General features: G+C 64.1%; 13 protein-coding genes. 7 read left to right on the top strand and 6 right to left on the bottom strand.

All coding sequences use genetic code 11. The features are described from left to right. The first annotated feature begins 2 nt into the window (after positions 1-2). Positions 3-1,625, top strand: coding sequence for an AAA family ATPase (locus tag C2L66_RS37655; protein ID WP_060609192.1), 1,623 nt, complete (start codon positions 3-5; stop codon positions 1,623-1,625). 10 nt (positions 1,626-1,635) lie between these two features. Here the strand turns inward: C2L66_RS37655 and C2L66_RS37650 are convergent, their stop codons facing one another. The 3 genes from C2L66_RS37650 to C2L66_RS37640 all read right to left on the bottom strand — a co-directional run bounded on the left by C2L66_RS37650 (position 1,636) and on the right by C2L66_RS37640 (position 6,013). Next, positions 1,636-2,547: a hypothetical protein gene (locus tag C2L66_RS37650; protein ID WP_060609189.1), complete on the bottom strand. Its 912-nt coding sequence runs from the start codon at positions 2,545-2,547 to the stop codon at positions 1,636-1,638. Positions 2,548-2,684: 137 nt separating this feature from the next. Further along, positions 2,685-3,353 carry a ligase-associated DNA damage response endonuclease PdeM gene (gene pdeM / locus C2L66_RS37645; RefSeq protein WP_060609186.1) on the bottom strand — a complete coding sequence of 223 codons (669 nt, stop codon included), beginning with the start codon at positions 3,351-3,353 and terminating at the stop codon, positions 2,685-2,687. Continuing rightward, positions 3,353-6,013, bottom strand: a complete 2,661-nt coding sequence (locus C2L66_RS37640) for a ligase-associated DNA damage response DEXH box helicase (RefSeq protein WP_082670517.1) — start codon at positions 6,011-6,013, stop codon at positions 3,353-3,355. The genes pdeM and C2L66_RS37640 overlap by 1 nt, the downstream gene beginning before the upstream one ends. 186 nt (positions 6,014-6,199) lie before the next feature. Between C2L66_RS37640 and C2L66_RS37635 the strand changes: the two genes are divergently transcribed. Beyond that, the gene (locus C2L66_RS37635) at positions 6,200-7,375 is read left to right on the top strand and encodes a GGDEF domain-containing protein (RefSeq protein WP_060609183.1); all 1,176 of its coding nucleotides are present in this window, start codon (positions 6,200-6,202) and stop codon (positions 7,373-7,375) included. A 37-nt stretch (positions 7,376-7,412) separates the two neighbouring features. Here the strand turns inward: C2L66_RS37635 and C2L66_RS37630 are convergent, their stop codons facing one another. Further along, positions 7,413-8,147: a GNAT family N-acetyltransferase gene (locus tag C2L66_RS37630; protein ID WP_060609180.1), complete on the bottom strand. Its 735-nt coding sequence runs from the start codon at positions 8,145-8,147 to the stop codon at positions 7,413-7,415. Between the two features lie 128 nt (positions 8,148-8,275). Next, positions 8,276-8,854: a TetR/AcrR family transcriptional regulator gene (locus tag C2L66_RS37625; protein ID WP_054931203.1), complete on the bottom strand. Its 579-nt coding sequence runs from the start codon at positions 8,852-8,854 to the stop codon at positions 8,276-8,278. A 133-nt stretch (positions 8,855-8,987) separates the two neighbouring features. On the opposite strand from C2L66_RS37625, the gene C2L66_RS37620 reads away from it, so the two are divergent. After that, positions 8,988-9,965 carry an SDR family NAD(P)-dependent oxidoreductase gene (locus C2L66_RS37620; protein WP_060609177.1) on the top strand — a complete coding sequence of 326 codons (978 nt, stop codon included), beginning with the start codon at positions 8,988-8,990 and terminating at the stop codon, positions 9,963-9,965. Positions 9,966-10,076: 111 nt separating this feature from the next. Here the strand turns inward: C2L66_RS37620 and C2L66_RS37615 are convergent, their stop codons facing one another. Beyond that, on the bottom strand, positions 10,077-10,412 hold the full coding sequence (locus tag C2L66_RS37615) for a winged helix-turn-helix domain-containing protein (RefSeq protein ID WP_054931201.1): 336 nt from the start codon (positions 10,410-10,412) through the stop codon (positions 10,077-10,079). Positions 10,413-10,705: 293 nt separating this feature from the next. Here C2L66_RS37615 and C2L66_RS37610 point away from each other — a divergent pair, with 293 nt between their 5' ends. From C2L66_RS37610 to C2L66_RS37595, 4 genes are all read left to right on the top strand, one after another. Next, the gene (locus C2L66_RS37610; protein ID WP_060609173.1) at positions 10,706-11,395 is read left to right on the top strand and encodes a type 1 glutamine amidotransferase domain-containing protein; all 690 of its coding nucleotides are present in this window, start codon (positions 10,706-10,708) and stop codon (positions 11,393-11,395) included. 71 nt (positions 11,396-11,466) lie between these two features. Then, on the top strand, positions 11,467-12,306 hold the full coding sequence (locus C2L66_RS37605; RefSeq protein WP_054931199.1) for an enoyl-CoA hydratase/isomerase family protein: 840 nt from the start codon (positions 11,467-11,469) through the stop codon (positions 12,304-12,306). A 156-nt stretch (positions 12,307-12,462) separates the two neighbouring features. Then, positions 12,463-18,417 (top strand): ATP-binding sensor histidine kinase, encoded by a 5,955-nt coding sequence (locus tag C2L66_RS37600; protein WP_060609170.1) that lies wholly within the window; start codon positions 12,463-12,465, stop codon positions 18,415-18,417. Positions 18,418-18,622: 205 nt separating this feature from the next. Next, entirely contained in the window at positions 18,623-19,501 is an 879-nt protein-coding gene (locus C2L66_RS37595; RefSeq protein ID WP_054931198.1) for a LysR substrate-binding domain-containing protein, read from the top strand. The last annotated feature ends 287 nt before the right edge of the window (positions 19,502-19,788 follow it).

Here is a 19,788-nt window from a genome sequence, read left to right as displayed (position 1 = left end):
CTATGGACTTTGAAATACCGGAATCACTGGTGCATCCGCTGCTTGCGATGATCGAATCGGGATCGCCGCTAGCCAGACAGCTCAATCAGCACGGTGCATGTCACGGCAGCATGGTGGTGTCGAGCGCGCTGTTCGATTCGAGATCGCTGAATACGCTGTATTCGCTGAGCAAGGCGAATAACGAGCGCGCGCTGATGTTCCAGATGCTCGCGCTCGACAACATCTACAACGCGCCGCAAGCGCGCATCATTCCGGGCCTCGATCAACTCGTGCCGGGCCTGGTTGCCTATCTGGCGCGCGACGCGATCGACGGCTGGCTCTACAGCCGCGCGAAGGACGGCACGTTGCTGCCGTGGCTCGTGCGCCGCATGCGCGTGGTCGAGCCCGAGCAGGGCATGCCGTATGTCGTCGTCGACATGCTGGCCAATACGATGCAATCCGCGAACTCCGAGCGCACCGAGCATCATTTGCGGCACTCCGGCATGACGACGTCGCTCGTGATCAACCGGCACGACATCGTGAACCGCACGATTCCCGAACTGCTCGCCGAGTTCGGCTTCTACAAGGAATGCCCCGAATTCAAGCTCGAATACGAACGCCACGCGCAGCGCTTCCTCGAATTCCAGCCGCGTTTCGGCGCACAGTTCGTGGTGTCGAAGGCCGCGTATGCGATCGACGCGAAGGCAGGTGCCGAACTGATCCGCATTCCGGAAGGCGTGAGCGCAAAGTGCGTGAACGACGAAGAGACGCTCGAGCGCCGCTTCCTGATGACGGCCGAAGCCGGTTTCTGGCGCGACGCGAACATCGACAGCGGCTTCGACAAGGTGCCTCTGCATTGTTACGTGTGCCTCTTTCACATGGAATGGCACCGCGATATCTGGGTGCATGTCCAGCACATGGCTGCGTATCGCTATCAGCCCGAACTGCGCGACAAGCTGGTCCTGCCGTCCCACCATCGTGATCTGATCGACATTCTCACGTCGAAGACGAATGTGTTTGTGCAGGACTTCGTGCCGGGCAAATCGGGCGGCACGACGATTCTTTGCCAGGGCGCACCCGGCCTGGGGAAGACGCTGACGGCGGAGGTTTATTCGGAAGTGGTCGGCAAGCCGTTGTATCGCGTGCATTCGGGGCAACTCGGCACGACGGCGGCGTCGGTGGGCGCGGCGCTGTCAGGCATCCTGCAGCGCGCGACGCGCTGGAACGCGATCCTGCTGCTCGATGAAGCCGACGTCTATATTCGCCGCCGCGACAACGATCTGGAGCACAACGCAATCGTCGCCGAGTTCCTGCGCACGCTCGAGTATTTCAACGGCTTGCTGTTCATGACGACCAACCGGATCGACGATGTCGACGACGCGATCCTGTCGCGCTGCATCGCGAAGATTCACTACGAGACGCCGCCGAGAGCCGACGCGATCCGCTTGTGGAAGCTGCTGGCCGCGCAACTGGGCGCGGACCTCGGCGATGAACTGATCGAGGCGCTCACCGACGCGTGGCCGCAATCGAGCGGACGCGACATCAAGGAGCTGTTGAAGCTGACCACGCGCTATTGCCGCGCGAAAGCGATCCCGCTGTCGGAGGATGCGTTCAGGATCTGCGCGACGTTTCGCGGACACGCGTGACGGCTTGGGCTCATGACGTCGTGTCCATCGGATCGTCGGTGGCGTTGTTCGCGGCATTCGCTTGACGGTTTCTGATGAGTTCGTCGAGCATCGGCTTGCCGTCCATGTTCTGGCGATACCACATGTTCATCATCTGCTGGCCGACCATCGGATCGACGCCTTGGGACGACTTGTGCAAACTCACACCGCGCGCGCTTTCCGCGTGAACGTTGGTCTTGGGTAGCGCTACACCGCCCTTTGCCGGCTCGCCGTGTGCGTTGTACGGCGAGTAGGCGCGCGCTGTCGCATCGAGCAGCGAGTCCATGTTCGCGTGCGCGCTTTTCTCGCCGACGCCGTGCATCTCGCGCAACGACGTAAATGCGCTGTGCGCGGCGGAGTCTCTCGGCTTGTTATGGTTGTCCTTGTCGATCTGGAATTTTTCGTTGCTGAACTGCAAGGTCGGCACGTCGCTTTCGCGGACGTTGAAGGCGCCGGCAACCGCCGTGGCGCCACGGCCGAGCACTTTCGCCTCGTCAGCCTGCGTGCGATTCACGGATGAAATCGACGGAGAGTGATCGCCCGCATTCGGCGCGTCTGTTTTCTTGATCAGATCGTCCGGCCTGGCTGCGCCGAGCGCGCCGATGGGTGAGGCCGACGGGTCTTGCAGCGTCGTCTCGCCGTGCGTCGCGAGTGACTTGCCTTTACCGCCCGGCGCCTTTGCAATGCCGTTTCCTGAGATGCCGAACCGCGTCACTTCCGTATGCCAGTCGGCGGGAGCGTCGTTCACCGACGACGTCTTCTTCTGTTTCGCGGATGGCGGCATGCCGGGCAACGGGCTGGAGGCGCGGCGCTTGACGCCGGCAGTCGACGGCGCCGGCTGGCTCGGGCCGGCAGCCGGCGTGGCGGCGATAGGGGACGGCGAACTGCCGTTGACTTTGGGCATGATGAAACGACCTCCCGTGACGATCCGGACATTGAGCGTCCGCACAGTCTGGCCGGGAGCGGCGCGTGAAGCCGTGAGCACGCGCAGGCATGTCGCGCGATACGAAGCGCCTGGAGCCCGTCCAATCCGCGACGCTTCTATCGACGCTCGCGCACCGCGATCACGCGGTTCTGCGCGACCGCATAGATCGCCGCATCGTCGGCGGACTGGTTGACGACGAAACCGCCCGTGAACGCGCCGAACGCAGGCAGCACACCGCATCGCGCGGCAAGGCGGAAGCAGGGCACGCGCACGGAATCCGCGCGGCTCGCGATCACATAGACGGGATGCTCGTGGCCCGCGAGCACGTACGCGCCGTCGATCACCTGCGGGTAATGGCACAACGCCCACGGCCCGTGCCGCCACGGTTCGATCACCGTCTCGACACCGAGCGCGAGCGGCAGCAGCCCGGCAGTCCGGTCGTGATTCCCTTCGACCATCACGACACGCACCAACGCATGCCGCGCGCGCCATTCGCCGAGCGCCTGCATCGTCGCGCTGCCGAGCGATTCGGGTCCGTGCAGCAGATCGCCGAGAAACACGATCGACTCGGGCGCGTGCGCGGCGATCAGCGCATCGAGCCGTGCGAGATCGTCGGCCGTCGCGCCCGCCGGCACGGGCAGGCCATGCGCGCGAAACACGGCATCCTTGCCGAAGTGCGCGTCGGCGATGAACAGGCTTTTCAGTTGCGGATCGAACGCGGCGCGCTGCGCGGACAGTTGCAGCGGATAACCATTCACTTCGACGGTCACGGTTTCGAACGTCATCAGTGCGCAGCCTTGTCGAGTTCAGCCAGCATCCGCTCGATACGGTCCGCGAGCTTTTCGGTGCTGACCTTTTCGCGGATACGCGCGACGATCAGCGGAAACGCGAACGGCGTCGGCTTCTTCGGGTGCGTCAACGCGAGCCGGCTCGCGCGCATCGTGTCGAGCGCGCGGCGGATGCGATCGAGATCGAGTTCCTGCAACTTCACTTCGGCGTCGGCCTGCGTCAGCAGCAGATTGCCGTTGTCGTGCTTGCGAAACACTTCATAAAAGAGACCGCTCGACGCCTGCAACTGCCGTGCGCTTTTCTGCTGTCCCGGATGCGCCTGATAGACGAGACCCGCGACGCGCGCAATTTCGCGGAAGCGGCGCATCGCGAGTTCGGAGGCATTGAGGCTGTCCATGATGTCGTCGGCAAGGCGCGTGGAAGCAAACAGACCTTCGGCGATCAGCGTCGCCCAGTCGAACGGTTGCGACGACAACAGTTCGAAGCCGTAGTCGTTGGCCGAGATCGAAAACGTGCCCGGCCGGTCGCGCGCCGCGCGCCAGCCGAGCAGCGACGCCAGGCCGATATGCGCGACCCGCCCCGCAAACGGGTAACAGAAGAAGTGATGGCCTTCGCGCGTGCGCAGTATTTCGGCGACCAGCAGCCCCGTTTCCGGCAGCGCCGACCAGCTCGCCTGCAACTCCAGCAAAGGCCGGATCGCGATCATCTCCGGCTCGACGTACACGCCGCGATCGGCCTCGGCGAGCATCGCGAGCGTCGCGTCCGCCAGTTCGGACGAGAGCGGCATCTTGCTGCCCGCCCACTGCGGCATCGCGCCGCGCGATGAAGCCGCGCGCCGCACATAGGCCGTCATGTCGCGCACGCGCACCAGTTCGAGCGCGCGGCCGCCGAACGTGAACACGTCGCCGGGCTTCAGGCGCGAGATGAACGACTCCTCCATCGAGCCGATCCGTCCGCCCGTGACCCACGCGACATGCAGCGTCGCATTGGCGACGATCGTGCCGACGTTGCTGCGATGCCGGCGGATCAGATCGTCGCGCGACACGCGATACACGCCGTCATCGTCGCGCACGACGCGGTGAAAGTCCGGGTAAGCGCGCAACGACGGTCCGCCGCGTTCGACGAACGCAAGCGCCCAGTCGAATTCCTGCTGGGTCAGCTCGCGATACGCGAACGTCGTGCGAACCTCGTCGAACAGTTCGGGTGACTTGAAACCGCCGCCGATCGCGACCGTGACGAGATGCTGGACCAGCACGTCGAACGGCTTGCGCGGCGTCTCGCGGCCTTCGATGCGCCGCGCTTCGACGGCACGCCGCGCCGCTGCGGCTTCGACGAGTTCGAGCGCGTGCGTCGGCACGATCGTGATGCGCGATGCGCGGCCCGGCGCATGCCCCGAGCGTCCCGCGCGCTGCATCAACCGCGCGACGCCCTTTGGCGAGCCGATCTGGAACACGCGTTCGACGGGCAGAAAGTCGACGCCCAGATCGAGGCTCGATGTGCAGACGACGGTCTTCAACTTGCCCGTCTTCAGGCCGTCCTCGACCCATTCGCGCACTTCCTGCGCAAGCGAGCCGTGATGGAGCGCGATCAACCCGGCCCAGTCGGGGCGCAACGCGAGCAGCGCCTGATACCAGATCTCGGCCTGCGAGCGCGTATTCGTGAAGACGAGCGACGTGCGCGCTTCGTCGATACCCTCGGCGACAGGGCCGACCTGACGCGTGCCGAGATGGCCGCCCCACGGAAAGCGTTCGATCGTCGCGGGAATCAGCGTGTCGATGATCAGCGTCTTCGGCTGCATGCCGCTCACCGTCACGCGCGGCGTGCGAACGGGCGCGAGCAGCACGTCGGCGGCGAACGGGAGATTGCCGAGCGTCGCCGACAGTCCCCATACCTGAAGATCCGTTCGCCACCGCGCGAGATGCGCGATTGCAAGCTGCGTTTGCGTGCCGCGCTTGTTGCCGAGCAGTTCATGCCATTCGTCGACGACGACGAGGCGCACGTGTTTCAGCGCTTCGCGGGCATCGCTGCGCGTGAGCATCAGCGACAGGCTTTCGGGTGTCGTGACGAGCGCGCTCGGCATGCGCCGGCTTTGGCGCGCCCGCTCCGTCGAGCCGGTGTCGCCCGTGCGCAGTCCGATCGTCCACGGCACGCCGAGTTCGCGCGCCGCGCTTTGCAACGCGCGGGCGGTGTCGGCGGCGAGCGCGCGCATCGGCGTAATCCACAACACGGTGAGCGGGTCCGCGAGCGCGCGCGGCGTGTGATCGCCGAATGTGGCCATCGCCCCGAACCAGACGGCCCATGTCTTACCGGCGCCCGTGGTCGCATGCAGCAGTCCGCTGGAACCTGCTGCAATCGCGCGCCAGACTTCGCGCTGAAAATCGAATGGCTGCCACTCGCGCGCATCGAACCACTGCTGGACGCGGGCGTCGAAGGGCTCCTTTGCCCTGTCGGGATCGGGCGCATAGGCGGCGGGCGTGAAGGCGTCCGGCGCGGGCGCGGCGCGCGCTTTCGGTATCCGGCGAGGGCGGGGCGCGCGGCGGCGCGGCGCCGGGCTGTCTGCGTCGTCGATGCCGGATGCATCGGTGGGATCGCGATCGGCGTCCGCGTCGGCTGCGGCTCGTGCTGCGTTGTGCTCAGGATCGATCGGATCGGTCATAAGACGACATGGATGACAGACGCTCGTTGGCACCACTTTGCGGGCGGCGTGCATCACGCAGCATGGAGCGTGCCCGCGTTGGCAAGCGTAATGCGGCGCGGACCTGACGATCACGATGCAGGCTTATTTTCAGCGTAAAATGCGACTGCCGCCGCGATGTACCGGCGTAGTGCCCTTACGTCAGCGATGCATGTCGATCTTAATACGCTTTATCTCCTCCTGATCGGGACTCTCTTCGCCAGTGCGTTGATGACGCTCTGGGAGCGACGTGTTCACCCGAAGCGCAGCAGGGAACTGGGAATATTCGCAGCGGGATTCGCCACGCTGGCCATCGGCTGCGCGGCGGCTTCCTGGCGTCGCGAGTTTCCCGGCGCGCTCGGTTCCGCGCTGAGCAATCTCGTCATTGTGAGCGGTTATCTGCTGGTTCTGCATGGCGTGGCGGCACTGAACGGCCGCAAGCACGTGCGGCTTTCGCTCGCCGTGCTCGTGCTGCTGGCGCTTGCGTGGGTCATTGCCGGCACGAAATGGCAGGACGTGATGTGGATGTATCCGAGCGCGATTCCAATCTCGTTCGCATCCGGCATGACGGCATTCGAACTGGCGCGCGGCGACGGCAGAAAGCACTTGCAGGCGCAGCAGATCGCGATGCTGGTGTCGGGCGCGCATGCCGTCTTGTACGCATTCAGGGCGTTGATCCTGCCTTGGCTCGTTGCGAAGTTCGGATTCGACTTCCTGATGACCGCGAGCAAGATCACGATGTACGAGGGCGTGCTGTATTCCGTCGTTCTCCCCATGACCTTGCTGCGCCTCGTGCGCGACGAATCGCACGGACAACTGCTGCTGCAGTCGCAGACGGATTTTCTGACTGGCATCGGCAATCGCCGATGGTTCTTCGAGCAGGGCTCGCGCGTGCTCGGTGAAGGCGGCGCGGCGCAGCCCGTGTCGCTGCTTGCCGTGGACCTCGACCACTTCAAGAAGATCAATGACCGCTACGGTCATGAGACGGGCGATCGCGTGCTGAAATCATTCGCCGACATTGCCCGCAGCGTGCTCGGACCGGATGCGCTGCTCGCGCGCATCGGCGGCGAGGAGTTTGCGGCCTTGCTGCCGGGCCACGACAGCTTTCGCGCGAAAGAAGCGGGCGAAGCGCTGGTGGTTGCCTTCGGTGGCACGACCACGCTCAGCGTCAACGGACTCGGCGTCGAGGCGACGGTCAGCGTCGGACTTGCGCAGTCCGCAAGCGGCGCTTCCGCGCTGGTCGATCTGCTGGCCGCCGCCGACCAGGCGTTGTATCGCGCGAAGTCGCTGGGCGGCAACCGGCTCGTGCTGGCGCACGCTGACGCGGCCTCTGCCGCCGCGTAATCCTTGTGCGCCGCGCGGCAGCCCGATAGACCGCGAATCAGGTGTGACGAACGGCATTCACGCTTGCATCGGCGTGGCCGATCCGATTGAGCACGAACTCGCGGCGCAACTCGAAGCCGAGCTTTTCATAGAGGCGGAACGCTGTCGTGTTGTGGCTCAACACGTGCAGAAACGGGGTCTCGCCGCGCTCTGTGATTTCCCTGCGCAAGATGTTGATCAGCCGGCCCGCGAGGCCTTTGCCGCGCCAGTCGTCATCCACGCAGACGGCGCTGATTTCGACGTATCCGTCGAGGCGCATCCGTTCGCCTGCCATCGCAACCAGCCGCCCCTGGTCGCGAATGCCGATGTAGCGGCCCATCTCGTGCGTGCGCGTCCCGAACGGACCCGGCTTGGTTTTTTGCGCGAGTTCGAGCATCTCTTTCGCGTCGGCGTTGGTCAGACGGGTTACATCCTGATCGTCCACGGTTTCGGCGTCGCGACGCATGGCGACCATCTGATACAGCGCGCCGACATGCTCGACCTGAAGCGTGTCGATGCCGGCGAGCGGCGCCAGCGACAGCAAGGCAACCTGTTCATGCGGCTGCAGAAGCCGATGCAACGCCTCGTAGGCAGCGGGCGTGTCGGACGCCAATGCCGCAAACGGCGCGACATCGGGGTGATAGCGGCGCGCGAGCGCATCGCCGAGTCCGAGATGCGCCTGGCGCGTCGTGAGCGCCGTCCAGATCGGGCGGTCGAGATGGGCTGTTGTCGAACGATGCGCCGTGCTGCTCATGGTTGCTCCAGCTGCTGCGAAAATGGATGGATGTCGCCCGGGTCAGGACGGGATCAATGTAATCAGAAAACTGCGTCCCAGCTATTGCCGTAAATGACTTTTTTGGCATCGTTTACGCCAGACGCGACTTACGCGCCGGGCCGCGAGCCGATCAGCAGGATATCCACCAGCCTGCGCGCGCTTTGCTGCCAGTCCGGGGCCGACGCCACATTCGATACCCCGACCAGCGCGCGAAACAGGTCCAGCGGATCGAGATCGGCGCGGATGTCGCCGCTTTCTATCGCGCGCGTGACGAGCGCATGAATCGCGTCCACGATCTGCGCGCCCGACGATTCGAACACTTTCGACGGGCCGCCCACCAGCGAATTCAGCGCGGGCGCGATGATCTTCTTCGTCGCGATGTAGTCGACGAACAGCAGCATCCACGCTTTCAGCGCGTCGATGGGCGGCATCGTCTCGCTCAGCCTGCGCTCTTCCTTCGCGAGCTTCTCGACTTCGGCGCGGTAGACGCTCTCCAGCAGCGCGTCGCGGGTCGGAAAGTGCCGGTACAGCGTGCCGGGGCCGACGCCCGCCTGACGGGCAACCTCTTCGAGACTGATATCGGCGCCCGCGCGCGTGAACGCCTTCTTCGCTTCTTCGAGAATGCGCTCGCGATTACGCAGTGCATCGGCTCGGGGTTTCTTTTCCCTTGGCGTCGAGTGATTCATTTAATCCTTCGTTTTATCTTTTGATGCTTGCAAACGGAGACTGTCTCCGTTTAGTATATAAAAACGGAGAGGGACTCCGTTTTTATCCCTCGTGACGCAAAACGTCAACCTTACGGCAAACAGAGAGGCGGAAATGGCTGAAAAATTGGGTGCGACATCGACGACAGACGACGTGCTGTCGGGCATCGATCTACGCCGCAAGCGGATTCTCGTCACGGGCGTGTCGGCGGGACTCGGCGTCGAGACGGCGCGTTCGCTGGCGGCGCATGGCGCGAACGTGGTCGGCGCTGCGCGAGACCTCGACAAGGCGGCGCGCGCCGTCGCCGCAGCGCGCCGCGACGCGGCCGCGGGCGAAGGCAGCATCGATCTGATATCGCTCGATCTCGCAAGTCTCGAAAGCGTGCGCGCGTGCGCCGCCAAACTGCTCGAAGAAGGCAAGCCCTTCGACGTGATCATTGCGAACGCGGGCGTGATGGCGACGCCCTTCGGCAAGACAGCGGATGGATTCGAAACGCAATTCGGCACGAACCATATCGGGCACTTCGTGCTGGTGAATCGTCTTGCGCCGCTGTTGCGCCCGGGTGGGCGCGTGGTCATGCTGGCGTCGTCGGGGCACCGCTTCGCGAATGTCGATCTCGACGATCCGAACTTCGAACGCACGCCCTACGATCCCTTCGTTGCATATGGACGCGCGAAGACGGCGAACATCCTGTTCGCGGTCGCCTTCGACCAGCGGCACCGGGCGCGCGGCGTACGCGCGGCAGCCGTCCATCCGGGTGGCATTCAGACGGAACTCGGCCGTCATATGGACGAGGGGCAGATGGCCGGGCTGCTGGAAAGAATCAACAGCCAGCTTGCGTCCGAAGGCAAGGCGCCGTTCCAGTTCAAGACTGTTGCGCAGGGTGCCGCGACTTCCGTATGGGCGGGCGTGGCGGCATCGGCGGAAGAGGTCGGCGGCCGATACTGCGAGAACTGCCACGTGAGCGAAGTCGTAGCCGACGACGTCGTCATCACGCCCGTCAGCGAAGGCGTGCGCCAGTATGCGCTCGACTTGGGCAACGCCGAGGCGTTGTGGCGCAAGACCGAAGAGATGGCCGGCGAATCGTTCTGACGCGTTGGCACGCTGACTGCTGCACGAACTGCGCCGCAACGCAATCGCTGCGGACGCACCCGGTTCGAATCGTGCCGCGCCTGTCGCGATGACGCTCGCGCAAATGACCGGCTACCGCTCTTCGTTTGCCATCGACATGCCGGCTCTTGCAGCCGGCATGTCGCATTTGGGCGTCAGCCGGTAGCCGCGTCCGGGTATGTTCTGAATCAGGCGCCGGTCTTCACCCAATGCCTTGCGCAGTGCGCAAACGTGCACGCGTATGTTCGATTCCTCGACGACCGTGTCGGGCCACACCTTACGAAGAATATCTTCGAGCGACACGACCTGGCCGTGCGCCGCCATCAGCACGGTAAGAATATCGAATGCGCGGCTGCCCAACGGGATGGCTGTCCCACGTACCTGGATTTCCCGGGTCGATAGATTGACGTCGATGCTACTGGCCTTCATGTTCGTTCTCACGAGTAGACAACTGCTTCGCGAATGGTCCGCATCAGTTCAGAAGGCACGAGAGTCGTAAAGGCGAGCGGCCTGTCGGCGATAGATGCGGCAACTGGAATGATGAAACCGCAAGTGCCTGATCGAGTCGATAGCACATACGTATCGACACCTATACTTTGGTATTAGCGCACGGCCCCTCGTTTGTCGGCGCTTCCGGCAAGGTCTATATTGCACTTGCCACGTTACGTGGATCGCCCCGTTCAATCGGCAGCTACATCATTCTTTCATCTGCGAGTACGACAATGAAGATTCTGATGGTGTTGACGTCTCATGATCAACTCGGTAACACCGGGAAGAAGACCGGTTTCTGGTTAGAGGAATTCGCGGCTCCCTATTTCACGTTTCTGGATGCAGGTGCGAGCGTAACCGTCAGCTCACCTAAGGGCGGACAGCCGCCGCTCGATCCGAAGAGCGACACGCCGGAAGGTAAAACAGAGCTGACGGAACGATTCAAGAACGATCCCGCCGCGCAAAAGGTGCTCGCCAACACCGTGAAGCTCAGCACGGTCAAAGCCGACGACTACGACGCGGTGTTCTATCCGGGCGGACACGGCCCATTGTGGGATCTCGCGGAAGACCCGCTATCCATTGCTTTGATCGAAAACTTCTACAACGCCGGCAAGCCCGTCGCGGCCGTGTGCCATGCGCCCGGCGTGTTTCGGCATGTGAAGGTGAACGGCGAGCCGCTCGTCAAGGGCAAGCGCGTGACCGGGTTCACGAATTCGGAAGAAGAAGCCGTGCAACTCACGAAGGTCGTGCCGTTTCTCGTCGAAGACGAACTGAAGCGGCTGGGCGGGCTGTTCGAGAAGGTCGACGACTGGCAGAGCTTTTCGATTGTCGATGGGCGCCTCGTCACGGGGCAGAATCCCGCATCGTCGACAGCCGGTGCGCGCGATCTGCTCAAAGTGCTCGATCAGTTGCATGCGAAATAACGAGCGTTGTGACCATTGAACCTGGCTGCTCCGAAAGAAGGGCCGCTTCGGACTGAAGGATGGAGAGTGACATGAGCAACGCCAGTTCGCATCAGCAGTTTCGGATTGAACGCCGCAGCCAGGCCTACTGGCGAGTCATCATCGACAACCCGCCTTTCAACATCTTCGGGCCGGACTCGATGCCGCAGTTGAATGCCGTCGTGACTGCGCTCGAAACCGATCCCGAAGTCAAGGTGGTGGTGTTCGACAGCGCGGTACCGGATTTCTTCCTCACGCATTACGACTTCGTTCCTCCGTTGCAGGAAACCACCAGCATGCCGCCGGGGCCGACTGGCATGCCGCCGTTGCCGGACATGCTGTCGCGGCTGGGACGGGCGCCTGTTGTATCGATCGCGTCGATCCGCGGCCGCGCGACGGGCGTCGGCAGCGAACTGGCGCTCGCCAGCGACATGCGTTTTGCGAGCCGCGAAAAGGCGCTGCTCTCGCAGTGGGAAGTCGGCGCCGCGCTGGTGCCGGGCGGCGGGCCGATGACTCGCCTGTCGCGAATGATCGGACGCGGGCGGGCGCTGGAAGTGCTGTTGAGCGGCAACGATATCGACGGCGAACTGGCGGAGCGCTACGGCTACGTCAACCGCGCCTTCGCGGACAGCGAGCTCGATGCATTCGTGGACGCGCTCGCGTCGAGAATCGCATCGTTCGACAAAGAGGCGCTCGTCGCGATCAAGCGTCAGGTGAATGCCGTGACCTTGCCCGCGGACAAGGACGTCGCGCCCGAATGGGATGCTTTCATCGCATCGGTTGGCCGTCCGCAGGCGCAGGAACGGATCGCGCAGCTGATGCAGCTCGGGCTGCAGAAAAACCACGATGTGGAAGCGCGCCTCGGCTATTACACCGGCACGCTGGGGCGCTAGCCCGCAAGACCACGCGTTTCTCCGGCGACGGTTGCGCGCGCCCGTTGTGGCGGCAACCGTCGTGTCGAGCAACGCGGCCCTTCGGGGCGCGATCGCATTCTTGCATGTTAGGCTATTCCCGATTCGTTACGTGAGGCGAAACCGGGGAGCTTCGTCATGGACTTCACTGGGTTTCAGCTGGAGCTGCTCCACGACGACGGCGATCTATCGTTGTGCCGCGCCTCACGGCCCGACAACCCAGTCTCGCTGCTCGCGCTGATCGCCACGCGGCCGGCATCGCAAAGCGTCACGCGGCTCGAGCACGAATACGAACTGGCCTCACTGCTCGATACGCGCTGGGCCGCGCAGCCCGTCGCGCTCGACCTCGGCAGAGTGCCGCCGACGCTGCTTCTCGACGACAACGGCGGCGGCCCGCTGGTGCGCCTGCTCGGTGGGCCGCTCGAACTCACGCGATGCCTGCGCATCGCCGCCAATCTCGCGCATGCAATCGGCCAGATGCATGGACGCGGCCTCATTCACAAGGACATCAAGCCTGCAAACGTGCTTGTCGACGGCGACGACAGCGTTCGGCTCACTGGCTTCGGCATCGCGTCGCAACTGCTGCTGGAGCATCAGCCGCCGGCGTCGCCTGAAATCATCGCGGGCACGTTTGCGTACATGGCACCTGAGCAGACGGGCCGCATGAACCGGTCGATCGATGCACGCAGCGACCTGTACTCGCTCGGCGTCACGCTCTACGAGATGCTCACGGGTGCGCTGCCCTTCGCGGCTGCCGACCCGATGGAGTGGATTCATTGCCATATCGCGCGCCGTCCCGTGCCGCCGGAAGAGCGCGTGAGCGATGTTCCGGCGCCTGTTGCGCAGATCGTGCTCAAGCTGCTCGCGAAGACGGCGGAAAGCCGCTATCAAACGGCGGCCGGCGTCGAGGCGGATCTTCGTGCGTGCCTCGCCGCGTGCGAAACGGACACGGGTATCCTGCCGTTCGCGCTCGGCACGCGCGATGTATCCGACCGGCTGCTGATCCCCGAAAAGCTGTACGGGCGCGAGGCGCAGATCGACGAGATCGTGGCCGCGTTCAACGCAGTCGTCGCGGGCGGCCCGAGCGGGCTCGTGTTGATCTCCGGCTACTCCGGCATCGGCAAGTCGTCGGTCGTCAACGAGTTGCACAAGGTGCTGGTGCCGCCGCGCGGGCTGTTCGCATCCGGCAAGTTCGATCAGTACAAGCGGGATATTCCGTACGTGCCGCTCGCGCAGGCTTTTCAGTCGCTGGTGCGCGATCTGCTGAGCAAGAGCGACGCGGAGATCGAGCCATGGCGGCGCGCGCTGCTGGAGGCACTGGCGCCGAATGGCCAGGTGATCGTCAATCTGATCCCGGAGCTTGCGCTCATCATCGGCGAGCAACCGCCCGTTCCGTCGCTGCCGCCGCAAGAGACGCAGAACCGCTTTCAGATCGTGTTTCGCCGCTTTCTCGGTGTGTTCGCGCGGCACGAGCATCCGCTCGCGCTGTTTATCGACGATCTGCAGTGGCTCGATGCCGCCACCCTCGATCTGCTCGAACATCTCGTCACACACCCCGATGTGAAGCATGTGCTGCTGGTCGGCGCCTATCGCGACAACGAAGTCGACGACGCCCACCCGCTCGCGCGCACGCTGGACGCGATTGCCCGTGCTGGCGGCAACGTGCATCGGATCGAGCTGGCACCGCTCGCGCCCGACAGCGTCGTGCAACTCGTCGCCGACGCGTTGCACTGCCCGGGCGCAATGGCGGCCCCGCTCGCGCAACTGGTGCACGAGAAGACGGACGGCAATCCGTTCTTCGCGATCCAGTTCCTGAGCGCGCTTGCCGACGAATCGCTGCTCGCCTTCGACCACGACGCTTCGCGATGGACCTGGGACTTGCCGCGCATCCGTGCGAAGGGCTTCACTGAGAACGTCGCGGACCTGATGGCCGCAAAGCTGACGCGTCTGCCCGATGCGACGCGCGATGCATTGGGGCAGCTTGCGAGCCTCGGCAACGCCGCTGACTTCGCGACGCTCACGCTCGTGCACGGCGAACCCGAGGCGTCGATACACGCGAAGCTATGGCTGGCCGTGCGGGCCGGGCTCATCTTTCGTCTTGACGGGGCTTACGTGTTCGCGCACGACCGCGTGCAGGAGGCGGCCTACGCGCTCATTCCGGTGGAGCAACGCGCGGCGGCGCATGTGCGGATCGGCCGCGCGCTCGCTTCACGGACGGCGCCTGAGGCGCTCGAAGAATCGATCTTCGATATCGTCAATCAACTCAATCGCGGCGCCGCTTTGATCGAGACGGACGAAGAGCGCGAGCGCACCGTGGCATTGAATCTGATTGCGGGCAGGCGTGCGATGCGATCGACCGCGTATGCCTCGGCGCGACGCTATCTGGCGCAAGGCGTCGCGCTGCTCCCGGAAGATGCCTGGACGCAACGTTACGAAAGCACGTTCGATGTGTATCTGGCCTACTCCGAATGCGAATATCTCGCTGGCGACTTCAGCGATGCCGATGCGCTGTTCGACATGCTGCTGGAGCGCGCCCGCTCGAATCTGGACCGCGCGAAGGTCTTCGCGCTGCGCATGTCGGCTTGCCAGGTAGCGGGCCGGTTCGACGAGAGCTTCGATGCCGCGCGGCTTGCGCTGCGCGATTTCGGCGTGCTGCTGCCCGACGCCGAGCACGATGTCGCGCCCGCTGTCGCTGCCGTGTTGCAGCAGATTCCGTCGTATCTCGCGGGCCGGGCGATCGGCGAACTCGTCGATGCGCCCGTCGCGCAAGACCCCGCCATACGCGCGGTGGTCGATCTTCTGGTCGAAGCGATGCCGTGCGCCTTTATTGCGCGGCCTGCGTACTATCCGCTCATCACGCTGAAGGCCGTCATCCTGTCGCTGCAGCACGGCAATACCGACAACTCGAGTTTTGCCTACGGGAATTACGCGCTCATGCTGGTGTCGAGCATCGGCGATATTCCCTCTGCCGTGCAGTTTTCGGACATGTCGCTGCGCCTGAACGAGAAGTTCGACAACCGGCGCTTCTACGGAAAGCTGTTGCACCTGCACGGCAACCATATCAACTTCTGGCGGAGGCATATCGTGACCGATCTGCCGATCCTGGAGCGCGCGAGCGTCGCGTGCCTCGAAACAGGCGACCTGGTATTCGCCGGATACCTCGCGTTCACCACCGTATGGCAAACCATCGAGAAAGGCGCCGTGCTCGACGAGGTTCAGCCGCTATCGGAGAAGCACGCCGCGTTCGCGCGGCAAAGCCGCAACGACGCCGTGCTCGAAACGATCCGGCTCGAACAGCAATTCGTCGCCAGTCTGCGGGGCGTCACGTCCGATCCACTCAAGCTGGGCGACGCGACGTTCGACGAGGCAGCCTGTTTCAGCGCGATCGAGAAGGCCAATTTTGGCTGCGGGATCGTCTTCTATCACATCATGAAGATGATTCTCGCGTTTCACGACGGCCGGTACGACGATGCGTCGAAGGCCGCGAGCGAAGCAGCGCCGATGCTGGGCGCGGCGATGGCGCTGCCCATCGAGCCGACGTTTCACTTCTTCGACGCACTGACGCTGGCAGCGCGTTATGCCGCTGCCAGCAAGGAAGAGCAGCACGCGTCGCGCGACCGGCTCGCGGAAAAACTGGCTAGGTTCGAATCGTGGAGCACGCACTGTCCCGAGAATTTTCGGCATCGTCATGCGCTGCTCGCTGCGGAAATCGCGCGCATCGAAGGCCGCGATTCCGATGCGATGCATTGCTATGAGGAGGCGATACGCGCGGCGCGCGAGCACGGCTTCATCCAGTATCAGGCGCTCGCCCATGAACTGGCCGCGCAGTTTCATGCGGCGCGCGGCCTTGAAACCATCGCCGACACCTACCTTTTCAACGCGCGTTCCTGCTACGAGCGCTGGGGCGCCAAAGGCAAGGTGCATCAACTGGCACGAACGTACGCTCAGTTGCGGCATGATCCGGCGAGTCTCGAAGGCACGATCGCCACGTCGAACGAACAACTGGATCTCGCGACCGTGGTCAACGTGTCGCGCGCGATCTTCAGCGGCATCGACCTGAACGAGCTGATCCATACGCTGATGGTGCTCGCGCTCGAGCACGCGGGCGCGAATCGCGGCTTGCTGATCTTCAGGCGCGGCAACGAGTTGCGCATCGAAGCGCAAGCGATGACGACTCACGACGGCGTGGAGGTGCGCCTGCGGAAAATTCGCGCGACGGCCGCGGAGCTTCCCGAGTCGGTGCTGCGCTACGTGATCCGCACGGGGGATAGCGTGCTGCTCGACGATGCGTCGGCGCGCAGCCCGTTTTCTTCCGACGAGTACGTGCGCCGTCACGATTGCCGTTCGATCCTGTGTCTGCCGCTCGTCAAGCAGACGCGGCTGATCGGCGTGCTGTACCTCGAAAACAATCTGACCTCCGACGCCTTCACGCCCGCGCGCACGGCGGTGCTGCGGCTGCTCGCGTCGCAGGCCGCGCTGTCGCTCGAAACGGCGCGCCTCTACGCCGATCTGCAGGACGCGGAAGCGCTGCTGGCCGACGCGCAACAACTGAGCCACACGGGCAGCTTCGACTGGCATGTGTCGAGCGACGAGCTGATCTGGTCGAAAGAGAGCTTCCGGATCTTCGGCTTCGACGCCGGCGCCATGCCCACCATCGACATGATGTTCGGCCGCGTGCATCCCGACGACATCACCGTCGTGCGTCTCGCCTTCGACCGCGCGACGCACGACCACCAGCCGTTCGACGTCGAGCACCGGCTGCTGATGCCCGACGGGTCGATCCGGCATCTGCAGGTGGTGGCGCGCGTCGTGGTCGACACCGAAAGCAGCTTGCGCGTGCTCGGCGCGCTCAAGGACATTACGGTGCGCAAGCGGGCGCATGCGGCGCTGGAACGCAGCGAGCACCGCTATCGCAGCCTGTTCTTCGATATGCCCGTGGGCCTCTGGCAGATCGAGGCACAGCCCTTGATGGCGCTGCTCACGGAATTGCGCGCGCAAGGCGTCGACGATCTGTCCGCGTATATCGACGACCATCCGGGCTGGCTGGACCGCGCGATGGAAATGCTGATCGTCGAGGAGGTCAATCACCACGCGGCGCAGATGTTCGGCGCGAAGGACCGGCGCGCGTTGCTCGGTCCGCTGCCGTGGGTCTGGCGGGAAAGCCCCGGAACGTTCCGGCGCGCGCTCGAAAGCCGCTACGGCGGCAAGGCGATCTTTCAGGAAACGACCAAGCTGCCCACCCTGGATGGGCGGATTATCGACGTTCTCTTTACGATTGCGCGCCCGAGTTCCGCCGAAGACCTGGGCATTGCGCTCATCAGTCTCGTCGATCTGACCGAGCGCGTGCGCGCGCAGGACATGTTGCAGCGCCTCCAGGCCGACTTCGCGCACGCCGCGCGCATTTCGATGCTCGGCGAGCTGACGGCCTCCGTCGCTCACGAGCTGAACCAGCCGCTGTCCGCTATCGCGATGAACAGCGCGATCGGCAACCGCTGGCTCGATCGTGCCGTGCCCGATGTCGCGGAGGCGCGGCAGATCAACATGCGGATCGGCGCCGATGCGCGGCGCGCGGTGGATATCGTCGATCGCATCCGCGGCATGGCGCTGCGGCGCGGCCCGCAGCGGGCGGTCGCGCAACTCGACGAACTGATCGACGAAGCCCTCATTTTTCTCCAGCATGAAGTGCAGTCGCGCGGCGTCGTCGTGTTGCGCCAGCGTGCCGCCGCGCTGCCGATGGTGTTCGCCGATCGCATTCAGTTGCAGCAGGTGATCGTCAATCTTCTCGTCAATGCGATGCAGGCGATGGAGCAGGCGGGCAGCTCCGAGCGCAAGATCACGATCCGCACCGAGACGCGCGACGACGCGACCGTCTACTGCGCGACGGAAGACAGCGGACCCGGCATCGCGCCGGAAGACCTCAACCGGCTGTTTCAGAGCTTTTACACGACCAAGGAAAACGGCATGGGAATGGGCCTGCCGATCTGCCGCACGATTATCGAAGCGCATGGCGGACGCATCGCAGCCGACAACGGCTCGATGCACGGCGGCGCGCGCTTCCATTTCACGCTTCCATCCGGCGACGCCGCCAGCTGAAGATGCATGCGTTTATCGTGCCTGCCCGTTACATACGACGGTATGAGCGCGTCATGCGATGGTGGGTCAAAGTGCAAGCAATAGTAGGCTGGTGCGGCCGTTGCGCCCTCGTTAGGCTATTCCTGTTGGATCAGGGGAAGTGAGCTGACGCGAAAGACATCGCGCGAGCCCTTGTGCTCGATGGCGATTCATCGGGGTGCACATCATGGACGTGGCGGATCTGAAGGTATTCGACGCTGTCGCTCGCTTCGGAAGCATGAGCCGCGCAGCGCTGGAGTTGCATACGGTGCAGTCGAATGTCACGGGACGAATCCGGTCTCTAGAAGGAGAAGTGGGCGTCGCGCTGTTCGAGCGGCATGTGCGAGGCGTGAGGATGACGCCCGCCGGGCAGCGCATGCTGCCCTACGCGGCGCGAGCGGCGCGGCTGGTCGCCGACGCGCGCCTTGCGGCACTCGACGACGGTCCGCCGTCCGGCACGCTCGCCATTGGTGCGCTGTGGACCACGGGTGCATTGCAGCTGAGCCGTGCGCTCAGCTGCTTCGCGAGCCTGTATCCGCAAGTCGGATTGTCGTTGACGACAGGCACGAGCGACGGGCTGACGGACGCTGTCGCCGGGTGCCGTCTGGATGGCGCATTCGTTGCAGGGCCACAGGACGATCCCGGTCTGGATGTCGAGACGGTCTTTCGCGAGGAACTCGTGCTCGTGACACCAGCGGCAATGCGCTCGTTGACCGAAGTGGGAAGGGTTGGAAATCTGAAGACGATCGTATTCAGTCAAGGCTGCTCGTATCGCGAGCGACTCGATTTGCTGCTCGCCGAAATGGGGATACTGTCGGTCGCGGCGCTCGCATTCGGCTCGATCGACGCGATTCTTTCGTGCGTCGCGGCGGGCATCGGCATTACGTTGTTGCCGCGCGGGCTCGTGTCGAATGCGGCGCAGAGGAATCACGTCGCGGTCCACGCACTCGCGTCCGACACGGCGCGCATGGAGACGCTGTTCGTGCGGCGGCGCGACGCTTATCTGTCGAACGCGATGCGGGCGTTTCTCGATGTCGCGCGGTCCGAGGCGGGACCACTGCCTTGATTTCGTGGTTGCACTCTGAAGAATCTTGCAGCATTCAACCGGGAGCCGTTCATGATGGAAAGGGTTCGAATCCGCTCGTTGTTCGGCTTGTTGCTGACTGCCGCGATCAGCAGTGCGCCTGCTTCGGGCCAGACATGGCACGACAGCCGCCTGATACGCGGCTTTCTTGCAGCCCAAAACCAATAAGCAAAATATCGGTTTATCGTTGCGCGCCATTGCTGCTGCAATCGCTGCGCGCCTAGCGATAGCATCTGAACGTCTCCAGTTTGACGTTGCCCTCGCTTTAT

This window comes from Paraburkholderia caribensis, from assembly GCF_002902945.1.
GTDB lineage: Bacteria > Pseudomonadota > Gammaproteobacteria > Burkholderiales > Burkholderiaceae > Paraburkholderia > Paraburkholderia caribensis.
The sequence above is the reverse complement of the archived record's forward strand: the minus strand, read 5'-3'. Positions and strand labels throughout refer to the sequence as shown.